Here is a 19,574-nt window from a genome sequence, read left to right on the forward strand (position 1 = left end):
CCGAGCTAAATTGAACCCGGGCTAAAAGCTCAAGTTAACTGATTTGAACCCGAGCGAGGCCCGGTGCAAAAAAGATAAACTGCTTTGTGTTCACGGAACACTGCATCAGTTTCCTATTTTTGCCTTGGGCCTTTGCCGCTCTTAGTATCATTTTATTACCAACGGAAGTGTGCGAAGGCACGGTTAGCTTCAGCCATACGGTGAGTGTCTTCACGTTTCTTAACTGCTGCACCAGTGTTGTTAGCAGCGTCCAAGATTTCTTTTGCAAGACGGTCTTGCATTGTGTGTTCACCACGAAGGCGAGCGATTGTTACCAACCAACGAAGTCCAAGTGTTGTACGACGTTCTGGACGAACTTCAACTGGGACTTGGTAGTTAGAACCACCAACACGACGTGCACGTACTTCAAGTACAGGCATGATGTTTTCCATAGCTGTTTCAAATACTTCAAGTGCATCGTTACCAGTAACTTCTTTGATTTGTTCAAAAGCACCGTAAACGATTGAAGCAGCTGTACCACGTTTACCGTCAAGCATAACGCGGTTGATAAGACGAGTAACTAATTGTGAATTGTAAAGCGGATCTGGCAATACGTCACGTTTTGGAGCTCTATTTTTACGACTCATTTCTCTTTATCCCCTTTCCTTATGCTTTTTTCGGACGTTTAGTACCGTATTTAGAACGGCCTTGTTTACGATCGTTAACACCTGCAGTATCAAGTGCACCACGGACGATATGGTAACGTACCCCTGGAAGGTCTTTTACACGTCCACCGCGAAGAAGCACCACGCTGTGCTCTTGCAAGTTGTGTCCGATACCTGGGATGTATGCAGTAACTTCGATAAGGTTGCTCAAACGTACACGAGCAAATTTACGAAGGGCAGAGTTAGGTTTTTTAGGTGTCATTGTTCCAACACGAGTTGCAACACCACGTTTTTGTGGTGAAGAAACGTTTGTTTGAACTTTTTTATGACTGTTGTAACCAACGTTCAAAGCTGGTGATTTAGATTTTTCTACTTTTGATTTACGCGGTTTGCGAACCAATTGGTTAATTGTAGGCATCTACATTCTCCTGTGTTTTTTTATTTTTGGTGATGATACACTTGGTGACAGCTATCATCTGTGTGTACTTTTGCAACATTTGTCAGCACGTCCCTGTACACTCTTGAGAGACCAAAAGTAAAAAGTACCGTCTATTATTGTACCACGTTTTTTCTATTTTTGTCAATATATTTCTTCTTATTTTTTGACTTCTTTACTCTAAAAATTCTATGAAAACGGTCACCTACCAGATAGGCTCTTCAACCGACCACATAGGCAAAGCTTCTTGTATTTGTCAAGAAAATGGTGTTTAATAGATTTGTAAGTAAGAGATCTCTATTACAACTTTACAAAGGAGAAAATATGAAAGTCAGACTTGACATTGATCAACAATATGCAGAAGAACAAATCATCATAGAAGCACCATCTTTGTCCCCTAGAGTTCAAAAAGTTCAAGACTTTGTTCAATCACTGGATCAAAAAGAAACTCTTAAAGGAAAATTTCAAGATCAGCTTTATCTCATTGAAGTCGGTACTATTCAGCGCGTTTATATTGAAAACCGTAAAGTGTTGGCTGAAACGGATATTAGAACCTATACGCTCGATATTCGTCTCTACCAAGCAGTTGAAATCTTACCTACTTCCTTTATCCAAATTTCCCAATCGGAAATTGTCAACATTGATGCTATCAGTCATCTAAAACTAACCTCTAACGGCTTGATTGAAATCTATCTTAAAAACGACAGTTTTACCTACTCATCTCGCCGTTACCTCAAAGCTATTAAGGAGAAATTAGAACTATGAAAAAACAAATTTTCCACGATACCACAACTGGTATCCTCATCGGCCTCATCCTATCTATTATCTTTTCTTTTATCTATTCGCCAAGCAACTATGCACCACTTAGCCCCAACTCTTTGATTGGCCAATTCATGATCCAACAACAGGTACATGGCGCTCTAGTTTTGCTCTACTGTTCTATCATCTGGGCAGCTATCGGAGTTCTCTTTAGTTTTGGCAGTCGTCTATTCACTCAAGACTGGAGCCTCCTTCGAGCTACTGTCACTCACTTCTTCCTTATGTTGCTAGGTTTTGTTCCTCTTGCAATTCTGGCAGGTTGGTTTCCACTTCGCTGGACTTTCTTGCTTCAACTCATCCCAGAGTTTGCCATCGTCTATCTCATCATCTGGGCGATTCTCTATAAAAGAGAATCAAAGAAGGTTGCCCACATCAATCAACTATTGGCTCAGAAAAAATAATACAACAGAAACCCACTCAGTCTTTTGAGTGGGTTTTGACTTATAATTTTTGCTTCAGCTCTAACAAGAGATTCATGGTCTGCATCGGTGTCATATTGTACACATCTACTTTAGCCAATTCTGCTAGAATAGGATTTTCTTCCGCCGAGTCAAATAGGGAAATTTGTTCAGAGACTGTATTCGTTTGTCTCATTGGAACAGGACTCTCTGTTCCCTGGCTCTCTAATTGAGTTAAAATCGCATCTGCCCTTGCTAGTAAGTCTACTGGTAAACCCGCAATCTTAGCAACATGAATACCGTACGATTTGTCTGCCGGTCCTGGTTCTATCTTATGAAGGAAAGTGACCTGGCCATTTTGCTCAAGCGTAGCCACGTGAACATTTACTAGATGTTCAAGACTAGCTTCCAGACTGGTTAATTCATGGTAGTGAGTCGCAAAAAGAGTCTTGGCTCCAATATGCTCATGGATGTACTCGATGATGGCCTGAGCCAAGGCCATGCCATCATAGGTTGCCGTTCCACGTCCTAGCTCATCAAAGAGAATGAGGGATTTCTCAGTCGCATGCGCAATGGCATTATTGGCCTCCATCATCTCGACCATAAAGGTGGACTGGCCTGAAACCAAGTCATCTGCCGCCCCGATACGGGTAAAAATTGCATCAAAAATTGGCAAGTGAGCACTTTCTGCTGGCACATAAGAACCCAGCTGGGCCATAACTGCTGTCATAGCTAGCTGACGCATATAGGTTGACTTCCCGCTCATATTAGGCCCTGTAATCAGCTGGATGCTAGTATCTTCACCCATTTGGATACTATTGGGAATATAGGTTTGGGCTCCCATGACCTTCTCAACGACAGCGTGACGACCTTTTTGAATGTCAATTCGCGAATCCTGACCAAACTCTGGACGGATCAAGTGCTGATTTTCTGCTACTACCGCTAGTCCTTGTAAGACATCGACAGTAGCGATTCCTTGGGCCAGGGCTTGTAGACGTTGGATATACTTACCAACTTCTTCACGGATACGCATAAAGATTTCATATTCAAGGCTGGCTGACTTCTCACGCGCCTCTAGCATTTCTCCCTCGATACGCGCCAACTCCTCTGTCCCAAAACGCTCAGAGTTTTTCAGCGTAGCCTTGCGGAAAAAGTGGGCTGGTACGTTGCCTAGCTGCGAGTTGGTTACATGGAAATAGTAGCCATCTTTTTTATTGTAATCAATCTTGAGAGTATTGATGCCAGAATTTTCTCTTTCCTTAGCCTCAATTTCAGCAATCCAGCTAGTTCCTTCTCTAAGCACCCGACGATACTTGTCCAAGGTCTCATCAAAGCCCGTCCGAATAATACCACCTTCGGTAATCACATGAGGAGCCTCAGGAGCAATGGCTGCGCTAATAAGACTTTCCAACTCAGGGATAGCATCCAGTTGTTCAATCAGATAAGCTAGAGCTGGTTGCTCCATTCCTTCTAAAATTGCGCGAATCCTTGGAACACTGGCCAAGGTAGTCGCTAGCTGCAAGAGGTCTTTAGGATTGCTTTTCCCAAAAGAAACACGACTAGCAAGGCGCTCAATATCGTAGACTCCCTTTAGGCTTTCTGTCAAATCACTACGTTCAAAGAAATAATCCAGAAAGACCTGTACAACCTCCTGACGTTCAAGGATACGATCCTTGTCAATCAAGGGACGGTGGATCCAAGAGCGCAAAAGACGCATTCCCATGGCAGTCTTAGTTTCATCTAGCAACCAGAAAAGACTCCCTTGTTTCTTGCCAGAACGAGCATTTTCTACTAGATCTAAACTAGCCTTGGTTGCATAATCCATCTGCAAGAAATCCTTAATTTCATAACGGACAACTGGCTTCAAGTGATTCAACTCTCTCATCTGAGTCCGATGGACATACTGAAGAAGCTTACTGCTGGCAGTCTGTTCAACAGGTGCCAATCGTGGATCCAGCAGATGGATGTCTTCAAATGATTCTTGCTCATAAGAAAGTACCAAATTCATTTGACGGCTGAGAATCTGTTCTTCCTCTTCAGTTAAGGCATAGCCGATGACGACTTCTCTGGCCTTGAGGTTCCGAATTTCACCACATACCAGAGTAAAATCCAATAAGCCTGTCACATAGAAATCACCCGTCACTAAGTCCATGTATGCCAAGCCAAATTGCTGACCGTCACGGTCAATAGCCACCAAAAAGTTGTTTTGACTATCTGGTTTACTACTATCGACGACTGTACCAGGGGTAATCACCTGCACAACCTCGCGTTTCACAACACCAACAGCCTGCTTAGGATCCTCCATCTGCTCAGCAATGGCAACCTTGTAACCACGCTCCACTAAAACATCGATATACTGTTGAGCAGAGTGATAGGGAACTCCAGCCATGGGAATAGGATTGTCAGCATTTTTATTGCGACTGGTTAGTGAAATTTCTAGTATCTGGGCAGCATTGACTGCATCTTCGTAAAATAACTCATAAAAATCACCCATACGAAAGAGCAAAAAAGCATCTGGATATTGTTTTTTGATATCCACATACTGTTGCATGCCTGGTGATAATTTTTCTGTCGTCATCCATTCTCTCCTTGTTAAAAATAGAGAGTGGGACAGAAATCGGTAATTCGTTAGAATTCGATTTCGTCGTCCCACCTCCGCACAGTTGAGTAGGGCTGTAAAAGCTGATGAAATCAGCGTAGTAGAGCCCACTCAACCACTGCGTCTTGCTCGACAATCCAAAGACAATTGAGAGGCTAGGACTTTTGTCCCAACCTCCTTATCTATCCTTCATCAAATCTAACAAACGATCTTCCATGAGTTTAGCGACATGCTGATCTCGGCAGATGACCAAGAGAGTATTGGCACCCGCAACTGTTCCTAAAATCCATTCATCCTTGTTGGCATCGACAACATTGGCTAAAACTGCGGCTTCACCCAATTTAGTGTGCAAAACTAAGGTAAACTCAGCTCTTGCTACACCTTCCAAATGATGGGATAAAAACTCAACAAGGTCAATCTTCTCTGTCTCATTTGCTAGTACGTAGTAGACCTTATCATTTTTCTTAACCTTGGTCAAGCCCAGTTCGCGAAGGTCACGCGACAATGTCGTTTGCGTCACAAAAACATTGCGTGCTTCCAAACGATCTTGAATCTCCTTTTGAGTTCCTAATTTTTCCTCAGTGATCATTTGTTTGATTAACTGATGGCGTTCTCTTTTTCTCATAACATCCTCTCGAGTGAATATTTATAATATTTTACAACTATTTAATTAAGAACATTATACCAAAAAAACCGAATATTTCAAAAAAATTCTTATCATTCCTCAAAATTGTGATAAAATAGAAGAAAAGTCCAAAGGAGTTTATAATGAATACAAAACAATTGATTGCTAGCGAATTGGCTAGCGTCATTGACAGCCTGGATCAAGAGGCTATTTTAAATTTACTAGAACAACCCAAAAACTCTGATATGGGAGACATCGCCTTTCCTGCCTTTACTCTAGCAAAAGTTGAGAGAAAAGCTCCGCAAATGATCGCGGCAGATATCGCTGAAAAAATCAATAGCCAAGCATTTGAAAAAGTCGTCGCTACTGGACCTTATGTTAACTTCTTCCTTGATAAAAATGCCATTTCTGCTCAAGTATTACAAGCTGTTATCACTGAAAAAGAACACTATGCTGACCAAAATATTGGTAAACAAGAAAATGTTGTTATCGACATGTCTAGTCCCAATATTGCTAAGCCATTCTCTATTGGCCACCTGCGCTCAACTGTTATCGGAGATAGCTTGTCACATATTTTCCAAAAAATCGGTTATCAAACGGTCAAGGTCAACCATTTGGGAGACTGGGGTAAACAGTTTGGGATGCTGATCGTTGCCTACAAAAAATGGGGCGACGAAGAAGCTGTAAAAGCTCATCCTATTGATGAACTTCTTAAACTCTACGTTCGCATCAATGCTGAAGCTGAAAATGATCCTAGCTTGGATGAAGAAGCACGCGAATGGTTCCGTAAACTTGAAAATGGAGACGAGGAAGCTCTCGCACTTTGGCAATGGTTCCGTGATGAAAGTTTGGTGGAATTTAACCGCCTTTACAATGAATTGAAGGTTGAATTCGACAGCTACAACGGGGAAGCCTTTTACAATGACAAGATGGATGCAGTTGTAGACATCCTTTCTGAAAAAGGACTTCTTGTTGAGTCAGAAGGAGCCCAAGTTGTGAATCTTGAAAAATATGGAATTGAACACCCAGCTCTTATCAAGAAATCTGATGGTGCAACTCTTTACATCACACGTGACTTGGCTGCAGCTCTTTACCGTAAAAACGAATACCAATTCGCCAAATCTATCTACGTCGTTGGTCAAGAGCAATCTGCCCACTTTAAACAGCTCAAAGCTGTCTTGCAAGAAATGGGCTACGACTGGAGTGACGACATTACTCACGTTCCTTTTGGTTTGGTTACAAAAGAAGGGAAGAAGCTCTCTACTCGTAAAGGGAATGTCATCTTGCTAGAGCCTACAGTTGCAGAGGCTGTCAGTCGTGCCAAAGCCCAAATCGAAGCCAAAAATCCTGAACTTGAAAATAAAGACCAGGTGGCGCATGCTGTTGGAGTTGGAGCCATTAAATTCTATGACCTTAAAACTGACCGTACAAATGGATACGACTTCGACCTTGAAGCCATGGTATCCTTTGAAGGCGAGACTGGTCCTTATGTTCAATACGCCTATGCTCGTATCCAATCTATCTTGCGCAAAGCCGATTTCAAACCAGAAACAGCCGCCAACTATAGCTTGAACGACGCTGAAAGTTGGGAAATTATTAAACTCATCCAAGATTTCCCACGTATTATCAACCGTGCGGCGGATAACTTTGAACCTTCTATCATTGCTAAATTTGCAATTAGCTTAGCGCAAGCCTTTAACAAATATTACGCTCACACTCGTATCTTGGATGAAAGTCCAGAACGCGACAGTCGTTTAGCCCTTAGCTATGCAACTGCAGTTGTCCTCAAAGAAGCACTTCGTCTGCTGGGCGTAGAAGCACCAGAGAAGATGTAATTCGTTACAAGAGACTGGAACTAAAGTTCCTAGTCTCTTGACGGCAATCGCTATCGGGCGATTTGCCTAAACGCCTTACTAATGCATCCAAATAATTAATATCGATTTATTTGGATGCATGTCGTGATCTATTAAATTAATTTATTACTAAGCAGTCTAAGTAACTAACGCCAAATCCTATTCGGACTTTGGCTAGGTGCTTCACTAGTTTTAGGACATAAATATGATCGATTTAGGGGCCACGACGTCGTAAATGAGGCGATTTGCCTAAACGCTTCACTAATTCACCTAACCAAATAATATCGATTTGGTTAGGCTCATGTCGTAGGCTTTTAATCACTTTATTGTAATGCAGTCTAAGTAACTAACGCCAAATCCTATTCAGAGTTTGGCTAGGCGCTTCACTAGTCTTTCGATAGAAATATTATCGATTTCTACCGAAAGACGTCGCAATCTTAAAGTTACTGAATTGCAGAGCGTTCTAAGTAACCAATCCTAAACCTCTACGGACTTTTATTTGGTACTAGGGGCAGAGGGCATTACATCCACTATTTTAGATTAGCGATCACTTGCCTAATTTCTATATTGTCATTACTTGAAAAGCGAAAAATCTTTTTCGCTTTTCTCTTGTTATTAACTTCTTTATCACAGAGGGAGAGACTTTATGAGCCAATATGCTTATATTTTAGTTGTCATCAGTCTTGTCGTTCTTTTTCTCATTAACAAATACGAAAAGGAAAAACTACAAGGCCTTCTACAAGAACAGCTTTTAAAGGATGAAACTTTTCGAGCTACTATCAAGGAAAAAATTAAAACAACAGAAAACATCAACGATGTCATCGACTACATCAATAAGGGATATCGTTTGGGAATTATGATTTCAAAGGAAATTGTGGAAGACATCAGAAAATGAGGCTAGGACAAAAGTCCTAGCCTCTCAATTGTCTTTGGATAGTCGAGCAAGACGCAGTGGTTGAGTGAGCTTTACTACGCTGATTTCATCAGCTTTTACAGCCCTACTCAACTGTGCGGAGGTGGGACGACGAAATCGAATTCTAACGAATTACCGATTTCTGTCCCACTCTCATTTTTTCCTGAGAACTAAGATTCCCACCAGTATAACAATCCCTAGTGATGCCATGGTTCCGTATGCTGACAAACTTTCATCAAGAAATTTCTTGGAGAACTGCAACAGAGCGAACTCTAAGAGTAGCAAAGCACTGCATAGCATAATATCCTTGAAGCTTGGTTTTCGTTTTATATACTTTAAAAATGATCTCTGTAGTTTACTCATTTCGATTGGTCTCCAATGACAAAATCAGACCTATCACACTACCAGCTATAAATACCCACCAGCAAATCCTGATATCTTGTAAAGCTAAAAAGGAAAATAGAGACATTCCAAAAGGTAATGTTAAGGAAAAAATCATACTCAAGAAGTTATTACTTCTAGCTAATACGTCTGAACTCAAATTAGACAGTAACAGAGTATCTAATTTAGGCATTGATTTCGACATAAAATACATAACAAAGGCTAAGCAAATAATACCGACCAGAGGAGGAAAATCTAAAATATTGGCAATAGCAAGTAATACAAATAGGAGAGCATTAAGGGATAACAAATTTGAAAAAGATAATTTCCCAAAATAATCATTAGGAGTTAAACTTCCAATAATAGCTCCCCCTAAGCTGACACCTTCAATCAAAAAAAGAGCTTGGGCATAACTGAGATGATAGATATCATGGTCTAATAAGTAAAAATGATAAATACCTCCAATAGCACCTCCTAAAGTGTTCATAATTAGAATAACAAGTACAATTTTGAATAAGGATTTACTTTCCTTTTTTCTAAACACATAGTCCATATCTGCATAGATTGTTTTCATTTGTTGGACTAAATTAATTGGTTGAGTCTCCACAGTTATAGACAAATGTGTCAGTTCTTTTCTATTTTTTAACAAAATCAGAGAAGATAACAGAAAGAAACCTGAGTTCACAATTGCAACTAAAGAAAAATTTTGTTGACTTGTAGTGAGTATCCATACCCCCAGAGCTTGACCTCCTAGATTTGATAAATAAGATACAAATTGAGTAAAGGAGTAGGCTTCATAGAGTTTATCTTCTGAAATATTATACTGAATAATCGGCATACGTAATCCCGCTGTATAATCTGATAAGACATCTGAACATATATTCATTAAACAAATAAAGGCAAAAGTAAAAAAATTAGAATCACGAATTACTATCGCAATCAAGAGAAATAAAATACTTTGCAAGCATCCAACCCAAATAATCATCCTTGCTTTATTTTGAGTCTGATCAGCCTTAATTCCCACATAAAAAGTAAATAAGAATGGCAAAATCGTAATCATATTTGCCACAAATACAGCTAGACTTTTAAATGGCAAACTAGCAGCATAGACGACAAACACCAAATTATAAATATATGCTCCACTTGAACTTAAAAACCTTGATAAAGTAAGTATTCTAAATAGATGATGTTTTAAAAATAGTCTCATAACAGATCGCTCCTATAGTTTAAAATTTTATACATATTTATGATTTGAGGAGATTCTTCTAAATTTCGGAGCGCAACCCTTTGCAGAATAAACCCACTTATTAGTAGTTCTTTTGCTATTAAAATAAAATCATCATTAGGAAAATATTTACAAACTGCTAATAAAGTATCTGCAAGGCCAATCATCCCTCCCCAATATCCAGAAAACTGAGCATATTCAACCAACAAGCTCGAACTCAAATCCAAAATAATATCCTTGTACTCAAATGGATCGATGTATAGTAACATTCGAATAATACCCGATGTTCCATCCAATAAATACGGAGAGGCCGTTGTTGAAGAATTTTTTAAAAATTTTTTACCGTCTATATCTAACGTATTTGATAGTACAATCTCAACACCTTTGTTTATAATTTTTTTATCAAAAGAAATATTATGTAAGAAAATTAAAAAACCAGATAAACCTTCTAATCCAAAATCACGAAAGTTATTAAATAAGGTTAATATTTCAGCAGATGTTGTATTTGTAGTTACAGAGAAGATTACTCTTGATTCTAATAGATTAAAAAATTCTTGATTGCTTAGTGGCAATAATTCAGTATTTATCCAAGCATCAATTTTTTTTTCTTTATTTTTTCTAACATATATATTTGAAAATATTTTTTTAGAAGTAAATATATCTGGTTCATCACTGAATAAATATTTTATCAGAATATCTATATTAGTATCAATACCTTTTTGAAGCAGTAATTCTTTGATGTTATCAATTTTAGAGTCTCTTTCTCCTTTTAACTGTAATCTACCTAGTAAAAATAATATCAAATTTGCGATTTTATAACAATCTGCTTTTTTACCTTCTATATAATTCCATTTTTCTAGACAGATATCGTTGTAGATTCCTACTAATGGACTCTCATTTGATAAATAAGAATTTTCTAAGTCAACAAAGTATAGTTCCAACATATTTGTAATTATAATATTGTCTGGATGAATATCATTCAAAACAATATTTTCTTGATGAAAGTATCCGACTAATTCTATTAGTTTTTCGAAAATTTTTAAAAGAGTAAGAAATTTAAAATAATTTTTAGTGATGTCGTTTTTAGAGTAGGAATATAAATTATAATCATCTACAAAATCTTTTAATGCAACTCCATCTATGAATTCATATATAAAATATCCATTTGTCCACTCATTAATTTTTTCCAATGGCTTAGGACTGTATTTAATAAATTTACTAGATATAATCCACTCTTTTTCTCTTAATTTTCTTCTTTCTATATTCTCATGGGACAATATATGGTTTCGACATTCCTTTATAATGACTCTCTCAGTAGATTCCTTTTGATTAGCCAAATAAATATTACCACCATTGCTACTTTTTAGAATAGAATTTATTTCATAATTATCAGACATATACGTATCTATAAATCTCTGAGGCTCTTGAATATCTTCAATCCATTTAGGTAAATCAAAATAGACTTTTTGATAATCTTGCCAAATTTCACCATCTGGTCCATACATAGTTGGAAAACCATCAATTAAATTATTTTCATTAACTATGTTGCATCCAAATCTGTAGAAAATATTATTAGAATTTTTATAGTTTCTATCGCTTAGTATATAAATGCCTTGTAAATTACAAGGTAATTTTTGATAAATCTTTTCAAGTAACTTTATACAATTCTCTCTATTCCTTGGATAAATTGTTATAAACTTCCCTGATTCCGCCAATGATTCAGTTTCAGAAAAATTTTTATAAATTTTATTAAAGTCAGACAAATACTTGTACATAGCTCCTTCTTGCTCTAACAACTCACTAACTACATCAAATACTTGTTTATAATTATTTATAGTGGCAGAAATATGAATTTTAAAACCAAACTCTTCCAATTCATATAAATTTTCATTACAATATGTAAAATCCGTTCTATCCATAGTTCACCTTTTTACAAATAGATAAAGGAGTATGATATACAAGTCCATACTCCTTATAAAACACTACCAATCTATACCTTAGTTCATTATCCTTTATGAACTGTGCACTTGTATGTTGCTACAAATTCTTTGACTGGTTCTGCATGTGTTGATGCAATCATTGCAAATTTTGTCATTTCTGTTACCTCCTTTATTTTATGAATCAAGTATAACAAAAAAAGCGGGAGTCCCCACTTTTTTGTAATATATTTTTCTTCAAAATAGATAAATTATATTCTAGAAACTATTAAATATGCAACATTAAGAATCGAATTTATTTTTTGTCAGCTAACACCATAAGAATATATTACAACCCCTTGCATGAAAATTGATTTAAAAAGTAGTTTTCATAGTATGTCGCACCATCTACGTATTCTAAATCCTTCAAAATCTCAATACCTCTCTTAATTCTTACACCCCCTTTATCCGATAATGTAAAAATAGTATCGTAATAACCTTTGGCAATCATATAAATAATTTTAAGATAGGCTTCTTGCTCTGGTAAATCTCGCTTTTCAATCTGAAAGATGAAATAATCTGCCTTTAACTTATCTTTTTCCTCTACTGCTTTAAATAGTCCATTAATTAAAATCGTATCAATACTAACTTTATTATCCGGTAAAGAACCTAATAAATCTGTTTTTTGTAGCATCTCCCTAGCATATTTAAAATAGAGCGGAAGAGGAAACAAGGTAGAAATGGTTGAAAATAGTTCTAATTCGTAATTTCCCCAAATATCAATAGTAAAAAAATAGTCATAAAGAAAATCCAACTCTTCATCAGTTGCTGTTGCTTCTAAATCAAAAAATACCAGAACACTTTTGATACGAATCATTTGTAAAAGATAGCTTTTTTCAGCACTTGAGGCATACTTTTTAGATGTCCTTTCGTACAATGCTTGAAGAGAAGCAAGACCTTCTTTTTCATATGTGTTCCAAAGATTTTCTGTAAAAGTCAAATTCTTTTTCTGAGCAAAACCACGTACCAAATACATAAATTCATTCAAATCAGAATGAATATGATCTAAAGCAGTAATTAATTTCACAGATGATAAATCAGCCTCCCCTCGTTCAAATTTGCTCAACATGGAATAAGTAAACTCTCCTCCCGTCGCCTCTTGTAAGGATATATTCCGACTCTTTCGTAACTCTTTAAAAATCTCTCCCATATTTTGCATATTGACTCCTCACACTTCTTAACTATCTAACTCATACAAGTCCGCAATAATCCCTGCAACCTTTTTAATATCTCCCAGCATTCCACGCATCTCAAAGTCAGCTAGAACAGGGAAACCAAAGCGTTGGCTGTATTGTTTAGCCGTCAAACAGTATTGATTGTTAAAGTTACGATTACCGGATCCTACAACACCAAAACACTTGCTGGCATTGTCACCATAGGCGATAAAATCCCCTACTGGAGTGGTCAAAATCTCCACATCTCCGTTATCAACACCATTGCCACCTTCTAGATAAGTCGGTAGGAAAGCGACATATGGATTGGTCATCTCAAAGAAATTCTCTCCCTCCTTGACCAAATCTTTAATATGGATCTTTTCCACTTCAATGTTCCCATACTGTTCTAAAAGGTATGCCCTCAGACGTGTTACAAAACTCTCAGTATTTCCACTCAGACTGATATAGACTAAGGAAATTTTTTTCATGCTCTCCTCCTTCTTTTTTGAATTCAAAAAAATAACTACCAAGATTGTATCTTGATAGTTATGCTTTGTCAACTCTTAGGCAAGTTCTTCCTCTTCTTGAGTTTCTGTTAATTCTTTTTGCTGACGCCACATTTTATAGAAGACGATTGCTAGGAAGATAACATTGAGTACGATCCCAAAAATGGCTGAACCTTTGGCACCAAGCTCCGCTCCCATACGGATGTTAGGGTCTGTAAAAAGTGAAACCGCGTCCTGAACGCCGATAAAGTTGTAGATAGAACCAACGATGGCAACGAAGACATAAGCAAGATAAGTGTAGTTAGCCAATTGGATTTTTTTACGAACGAGGAAAAACAAAGCCACAACAACTAGAATAACAGATAAGACAACCAAGAGAATGCTGAAGACAGAATGACCATGCTCCGATACCTTAATGGTGTAATCAACGAGCTCCTTAGCATAAGTAGCATTAACACCTGATGCTGATGTTTCTAGATTGCTCATACCATCCGCAGTAGGTACTGGAGATATGATTCCAAATAGTGACATTGCTGAGAGTAAGGCTGAAAAAATCAGTAATACCCATAGATAGATTGGTTTCTTTTTCATCAAAGCAACCCCCTTATGTTTTTTAGTTTATTATAGCATATTTTACGAGGGAGAACAACTACTACAAGTTCGCTTCCACCTGTTTACGGTAGGCTTTAGGAGACTTTCCACACAGTTTTCGAAAGACCTTATAGAAATAACCTACATTACTGTAACCAACCGTATAGCAAATATCCTCGATACTATCATTAGTAGATAACAAGAGTTGTTGGGCCGCCTTGATGCGTTGCTTATTGAGAAGCTCTGCAAAAGTGGAATTGGTTTCCTTCTTGATCAACTGCCCCAAATAAACTGGATTGATAAAGAGTTCCTTGCTGATATCCTTGAGAGAAAGCTCTTTTTGGTAATCTCTACCAATAACTTCAAGCACGCTGACCACATTTTCATTCATTCGATATTGGCCGAAGAATGATGTCAAGGTTTCCTTGGTATAAGCGACTAAATCCTCAAAAGTTGTAATAGCATGAATATTCTTGACAATATCTGTCATATCGTCTGCTTTCAAATGTTCAAAGAGATGGAAGACATCCATGACAAACTGGGTAAACAACTGCTTGGTAATGGAAACCCTCGGGGTGTTTTCAAGGACAATTTGCTCAAGCAAGGTCAACTCCTCGATAATTTGCTGAAGATTCCCCTGGATGATCACTCGATAGATAGGCTCGTAGTAAGAAAAGAGACTTTCAGATTGATCTAAATTGACCGAACCATAAAAGAGAGTCTTTTCCACATCACGCTTCCATTTTTCAAAGTTGATTTGATAAGGAACTTCAAAAGGCATGACTAGCAAGCCCTCAAATTCCTGATCTGCAAGGACAATCTGCCAGTCCTGACCTAGAACATAGTAGGGAATGACAAAACTCCCTTGTTTTTCCTTTGAAAGCCCAATCCACCAACTTTCTTTTTGGGTGAGATAAGCAAGAAAGGCTTCCTCATCTAGTTGCTGGCTCAAGATTTCTGGCTCATGAGATTTTTCACCAAGCTGACTGGCAATCTTTTCAAGCAAGCGTTCAAGCTCAAGCTTATCGACTGGTTTGACCAGATAATCAACGACATTGAGATTCATGGCTTTTTTGACATAGTCAAATTCTTGATAGCCTGAAAGGAGGATATAGTAAGCATTTGGCAACAAGTCCTTCATCTCCCCAATCATCTCAAGCCCTGTCTTGTCAGGCATATTGACATCAGAAATGACAATATCTACGGGATGTTCTCGTACGTAGTCCAGAGCGTCGTCAGCATGATTGGCTGTTGCAACGACTTCCATATCCCACTTGTCAAAAGGAATCAAACGTTTGAGTCCTTCTGTAATCATGTACTCATCGTCAACTAAAAGTACTTTATACATCTTTATCCTTTCTCTTCATTTTGAATGGTGATTCGATAGCGAACACCTTCTTGTTCAACTGATTCTACACTGATGTCATAGCGGTCGCCAAAGTAGAGTACAAAGCGCTCATGAACATTGACAATCCCAATGGACTGGCGTTTCCCACTATAATCCACCGTATGTTCGAAGGTTCTTTGAGCTAATTTATCCTGTATCTCTGCTAGCTTATCAGCAGGCATTCCACGCCCATTATCGGTTACCAAGATTTCAACATATCCTTCTTTTTTCAAGGCCTTGATACTAATCACATTATCTGTACGTCGATGATCAACTCCGTGGGCAAAATAATTCTCCACCAAGGGTTGGAGGGTAAATTTTGGAATGCGCATTTCTTCCAATCCAGGGTCGATTTTAAATCCGTAAGCAATGGATTTTGGATAACGCACCATACAGAGATAACTGTACTTCCGACAAAATTCCACTTCTTGCTTCAATGTTGTTTCTCGCTCATCAGAGATGTTGTTGCGCAAGAGACTACTGAATTCGTAGATAATATCCGCTAGTTCATTTTGGTTCTCCATGACCGCGTACATCCGTAAAAACTCCAGAGTATTGTACATGAAATGTGGATTTATCTGAGCTTGTAGAGCGCGCATATTGGCATCTTTTTGACTCAGTTCAAGTTGATAAATATCATGGATATTTCTCTCCAATCGATCCAACATATCATTTGTTGTCTCAGCGATTAAAAGTAATTCCTGGTCTTTTTTCGTGAGATCAATTCTTTTACCTTGCTCCCCTTGCGCAATATCATGGATTGTTTCCACTAGATCAACAACTTGGGTTTGATACTTCGAAAATGTTTTTTTCAAGGTTACATATAAAATAACGATAAAGAGGAGACTCAAAGCAAGAATAAAAATCGAACTAAAGATACTCCCACTAAGGACATAATCCCTAGGAACCGCAACCTGAACCTGATAACCATGAGCAGTCTCATCTAACAGCCACTCTTCACGGTCATTTTTTTCACCGAGATGAAACATATCCGTTTCAAAAGGAGAGGTGATGCTCACTGCAATTGGAATACTTCCTCTGGTATTGTCAATAGCCTTATAAAAAACATCGGAAGATACAGAGACATAAATAACACCAAGAGCTTGATCCGATACTGGATCGGATACAGGAATGGCGAAACTATTAGCATCTGGCTTAAAGGCATCTGCAGAAACCTTGTAACCACTACGATTGTCCCTCTTCGAAACATAAACTTCTGTCGAGTCTTGCAAGACAAAGGCTACACCCGTTACAAAATCATTGCGCACATAGAGGTCATCAATATTTTCATAAATGGATACCGAAATATAGGGTGATGCTTTACGCTCCAGTTGCCAATAGAAATAATCTGGTGTACTGAGGCTAAAATACTTATAGATTCCCTCGATTCGCGCTTGATTCTCTACTAAACTTTGGGCTGAACGCGCTGATTCTCGATAGTAATACTCAACCTCACTCACTGTCCGAGTCAAAACCCGCTGGGAAACCTGTCTTGCTTCTTTTTCTCGACTATCCCAGTTTACATAGGAAATCAACAGGGCAAAACTAGCAATGATGACAATCATCACCCAAGTATAGGTTCGAAGGAGTGAATGAAGCCAAAATTGTTTCATTCTATTTGGACGCCAATTTTTCATGAATGCTTTCATAAACAGGCTCCAATAAATCACTAATAAAGAAATGCCACATACCAATCCCTACAAAAATAATGAGGGCAGGCATATAAAACCCAATAATGGCTAACAAGACGCTACCAAGAAGAACTTTAGCCACTGCTGATAGGCTCATAAAAATTCCGATAAAGGCAAGCTTTAAGGTATTTTGATAGGATAAGTCAAAATAAACTTGCAATTTTAGAGAAACTGTATAAGCCAAAAATACCAAGGCCACCAAAAAGATATTTAAAAATGTTGCTGCCAAATGGATAATGGTCTGATGCGGCAATTGGATCATGAGATACAAACCATAAATCAAGATCAAGTCAAGTCCCATAAAGGTGTAGAAACTGAGATTGCTTTTAATAAAATTACTCTTGTAAAGAGTCCAAGCCTCTTTAAAACCATAGGCACGGTATGAATAACCATGTTCTGCAAATAAACTCATGATAGTCGCACTAGCTGGTGCTATACCAAAAAACACACCTCCTGCTAGTGTCAATAACCAAAAATAAGCCGTTGCAATCATCCCTAAAAAGAAACGATGAAAGACTAGCTCAATAAAATTTCCCACAGTTTGCCTCCAAAAAAATAATCTAGAACTATTATAACATATTTCAAGCGCTCTCAAAAATAGGAGGAGAGAAAAGGCAGTGAGAGTTTATCTCGCTACTTTTTTAGTATCAAGTCCGGAGTAAGCATCCATCCTTGTCAAAGGTGTACAAATGAATAAGTATATATAGTTGTTTAATAAAGGTATTTGTACTATAATAAAGATAGAGATATCGATTAATGATCAAAGTTATTTCCAGAGAAGATAAACATCTTTGCAGATTAAATAATTACTCCTCAACTTAGTTATTGGCTTTACAAAATAACGAAAGGAGTACTAGTTATGACTATTTTTATTTTAAGAACTACCTTGTTTTGGATTGCTCTTGTATTGAGTCTTTTCTCTGATAAATTGTTCAAACAACATGCAAAAATTGGAAAAATAATTTGCACTATAATAGCAGCAGTCGCAGCATTATCATTTCTATTCTAAGTTATTTTAAGAGTACAGGAATTTGTTCGTCCTGTATTCTTTTTTTCTGCAAAATGTGCATTGATAGAATAAATAACAAGTTACCAAAATTTATATGCGTTCTCAAAACAACACAAAAACACTCTAGACAATAGGACTAGAGCGTTTCTCTATATATCCGAACATCTAATTTATTTCACAAAGAATGTAGTTTTTCGGTTAATTTTTATTGCAATACATCGAAATTTTAAAATTCAAGAATCGCGTTAAATCACGGTTTTTAAACATCTAATAATATGCTTTTCTTTTATCAAGCAATATGTGAGGCCCACTGATGAAATTACTGACATAAGGATTCTCCTTTTAATTTTTTTCTATTTTTGTTTATCATATATTTTAATGTTTATCTATCAGTCACACATTCGTAATACACATTTATACAAAAAAGCTTTTTGCTTTGGAATCCTTTAATAATAACAGTTTACATTAATGATTATTTCCCATTTAATACTATTTTACTGTGCGTACTAATTTCAAATATCTTTTTCATGCATTAAACCCTTTATTTATCACATCTTTAACTGTCTATAAAAATCAGCATTCATTTCTAACAATTCTTTAAAAGGGACTATTTTTCTAACTGCACCTGATGGAGTGTATTCCATTGACCAAATAAAAGGATAGGTCAAAACAACTTCATTTGATTCAAGCGATAAATCTAATGTGAACAAATCTGGTACTATCAGTTCTTGATAAAATGTGTCTAACTGATTTGTCGTCACCCAATACAAAAAGTCCTTATAATCTATCTCCAAATCCTCCCATTCTAATGTATCGGGAGCGAAATATTCTATTGCATTTAATTTTTCAATATTTATTGCAAATAGACCACACAAGATATCATAAGCTATCAAACAACGATTCGAATTATAACATTTTGAAAACAATTCATTACAGTAACTGAAGCCATTCTCTGAATCATTCCCCAAGATTTTTAAATAACCATTAACAGTTACATAAGAAAAATGTTCTAAGATAAACTTCAGTTCTTGTGGTCTTTCTATACTATCCGTTAGTTTTTTGTTAAATTCAAGGAATTTAATATCATTAGAACTTTTATCAAATTCCGCAATAATCTTTTCCATAGTTAACATTTTATTTGTTTCCCCTATCCCATTCAATTTTTCACTCTTGCTTCATTTCTATTTATATGCACAACATTAAAGAAGTTCAATCGCAGATACTTCATTATCTAAATCAACAAATTCAAACTTCTCAGGATATTGCAGATAATCAATACATTTTTTAAAAGGCTCTATAATTTCTGTAGTGGGTAAAACCACCATAGGAATTATGGAGCCTATTTTGTTGTAGAAAAAAAGTCCCAT

At 37.1% G+C, this 19,574-nt stretch carries 18 protein-coding genes; 5 read left to right on the forward strand and 13 right to left on the reverse strand.

Annotation, left to right across the window (positions count from 1 at the left end; all coding sequences use genetic code 11):
• Positions 1-155: 155 nt before the first annotated feature.
• Both rpsG and rpsL read right to left on the reverse strand, forming a co-directional pair.
• Positions 156-626: a 30S ribosomal protein S7 gene (gene rpsG, locus QEZ38_RS07525; protein WP_000087876.1), complete on the reverse strand. Its 471-nt coding sequence runs from the start codon at positions 624-626 to the stop codon at positions 156-158.
• 19 nt (positions 627-645) lie between these two features.
• Positions 646-1,062, reverse strand: a complete 417-nt coding sequence (gene rpsL / locus QEZ38_RS07530; protein WP_001142333.1) for a 30S ribosomal protein S12 — start codon at positions 1,060-1,062, stop codon at positions 646-648.
• A 342-nt stretch (positions 1,063-1,404) separates the two neighbouring features.
• Between rpsL and QEZ38_RS07535 the strand changes: the two genes are divergently transcribed.
• Positions 1,405-1,845, forward strand: a complete 441-nt coding sequence (locus QEZ38_RS07535) for a LytTR family DNA-binding domain-containing protein (protein WP_281335506.1) — start codon at positions 1,405-1,407, stop codon at positions 1,843-1,845.
• Positions 1,842-2,300, forward strand: a complete 459-nt coding sequence (locus QEZ38_RS07540; RefSeq protein ID WP_281335507.1) for a DUF3021 domain-containing protein — start codon at positions 1,842-1,844, stop codon at positions 2,298-2,300. The genes QEZ38_RS07535 and QEZ38_RS07540 overlap by 4 nt, the downstream gene beginning before the upstream one ends.
• 40 nt (positions 2,301-2,340) lie before the next feature.
• Here QEZ38_RS07540 and mutS read toward each other — a convergent pair whose 3' ends face one another.
• Together mutS and argR are read right to left on the reverse strand one after the other, a co-directional pair.
• Positions 2,341-4,875 carry a DNA mismatch repair protein MutS gene (gene mutS / locus QEZ38_RS07545; protein WP_281335508.1) on the reverse strand — a complete coding sequence of 845 codons (2,535 nt, stop codon included), beginning with the start codon at positions 4,873-4,875 and terminating at the stop codon, positions 2,341-2,343.
• A 199-nt stretch (positions 4,876-5,074) separates the two neighbouring features.
• Positions 5,075-5,521: an arginine repressor gene (gene argR, locus QEZ38_RS07550; RefSeq protein WP_001231485.1), complete on the reverse strand. Its 447-nt coding sequence runs from the start codon at positions 5,519-5,521 to the stop codon at positions 5,075-5,077.
• A gap of 143 nt (positions 5,522-5,664) precedes the next feature.
• Here argR and argS point away from each other — a divergent pair, with 143 nt between their 5' ends.
• Positions 5,665-7,356 (forward strand): arginine--tRNA ligase, encoded by a 1,692-nt coding sequence (gene argS, locus QEZ38_RS07555; RefSeq protein WP_281335509.1) that lies wholly within the window; start codon positions 5,665-5,667, stop codon positions 7,354-7,356.
• 664 nt (positions 7,357-8,020) lie between these two features.
• Positions 8,021-8,269, forward strand: coding sequence for a MarR family transcriptional regulator (locus QEZ38_RS07560; protein ID WP_075229749.1), 249 nt, complete (start codon positions 8,021-8,023; stop codon positions 8,267-8,269).
• A gap of 373 nt (positions 8,270-8,642) precedes the next feature.
• Here the strand turns inward: QEZ38_RS07560 and QEZ38_RS07565 are convergent, their stop codons facing one another.
• The 8 genes from QEZ38_RS07565 to QEZ38_RS07600 form a co-directional block, all read right to left on the reverse strand.
• Positions 8,643-9,875, reverse strand: coding sequence for an MFS transporter (locus QEZ38_RS07565; protein ID WP_281335510.1), 1,233 nt, complete (start codon positions 9,873-9,875; stop codon positions 8,643-8,645).
• Positions 9,872-11,812: a class III lanthionine synthetase LanKC N-terminal domain-containing protein gene (locus QEZ38_RS07570; RefSeq protein ID WP_281335511.1), complete on the reverse strand. Its 1,941-nt coding sequence runs from the start codon at positions 11,810-11,812 to the stop codon at positions 9,872-9,874. The genes QEZ38_RS07565 and QEZ38_RS07570 overlap by 4 nt, the downstream gene beginning before the upstream one ends.
• 346 nt (positions 11,813-12,158) lie before the next feature.
• Positions 12,159-13,028 (reverse strand): helix-turn-helix domain-containing protein, encoded by an 870-nt coding sequence (locus QEZ38_RS07575; RefSeq protein ID WP_281335512.1) that lies wholly within the window; start codon positions 13,026-13,028, stop codon positions 12,159-12,161.
• Positions 13,029-13,046: 18 nt separating this feature from the next.
• Positions 13,047-13,511 (reverse strand): class Ib ribonucleoside-diphosphate reductase assembly flavoprotein NrdI, encoded by a 465-nt coding sequence (gene nrdI / locus QEZ38_RS07580; protein ID WP_281335513.1) that lies wholly within the window; start codon positions 13,509-13,511, stop codon positions 13,047-13,049.
• Positions 13,512-13,586: 75 nt separating this feature from the next.
• The gene (locus tag QEZ38_RS07585; protein WP_281335514.1) at positions 13,587-14,120 is read right to left on the reverse strand and encodes an ABC transporter permease; all 534 of its coding nucleotides are present in this window, start codon (positions 14,118-14,120) and stop codon (positions 13,587-13,589) included.
• A gap of 61 nt (positions 14,121-14,181) precedes the next feature.
• Entirely contained in the window at positions 14,182-15,468 is a 1,287-nt protein-coding gene (locus QEZ38_RS07590) for a response regulator transcription factor (protein WP_281335515.1), read from the reverse strand.
• Between the two features lie 2 nt (positions 15,469-15,470).
• The gene (locus tag QEZ38_RS07595) at positions 15,471-17,144 is read right to left on the reverse strand and encodes a sensor histidine kinase (protein WP_281335522.1); all 1,674 of its coding nucleotides are present in this window, start codon (positions 17,142-17,144) and stop codon (positions 15,471-15,473) included.
• Complete coding sequence (locus QEZ38_RS07600) at positions 17,122-17,736, reverse strand: YesL family protein (RefSeq protein WP_281335516.1); 615 nt, start codon at positions 17,734-17,736, stop codon at positions 17,122-17,124. Before QEZ38_RS07600 ends, QEZ38_RS07595 begins: the two co-directional genes overlap by 23 nt.
• A gap of 321 nt (positions 17,737-18,057) precedes the next feature.
• Between QEZ38_RS07600 and QEZ38_RS07605 the strand changes: the two genes are divergently transcribed.
• Positions 18,058-18,207, forward strand: coding sequence for a hypothetical protein (locus tag QEZ38_RS07605; protein ID WP_281335517.1), 150 nt, complete (start codon positions 18,058-18,060; stop codon positions 18,205-18,207).
• Positions 18,208-18,755: 548 nt separating this feature from the next.
• On the opposite strand, the gene QEZ38_RS07610 is transcribed toward QEZ38_RS07605, so the two are convergent.
• Positions 18,756-19,331: a DUF2625 family protein gene (locus tag QEZ38_RS07610; protein ID WP_281335518.1), complete on the reverse strand. Its 576-nt coding sequence runs from the start codon at positions 19,329-19,331 to the stop codon at positions 18,756-18,758.
• Positions 19,332-19,574: the final 243 nt, after the last annotated feature.

The sequence above is a fragment of the Streptococcus taonis genome (assembly GCF_029948085.1).
Lineage (GTDB): Bacteria > Bacillota > Bacilli > Lactobacillales > Streptococcaceae > Streptococcus > Streptococcus taonis.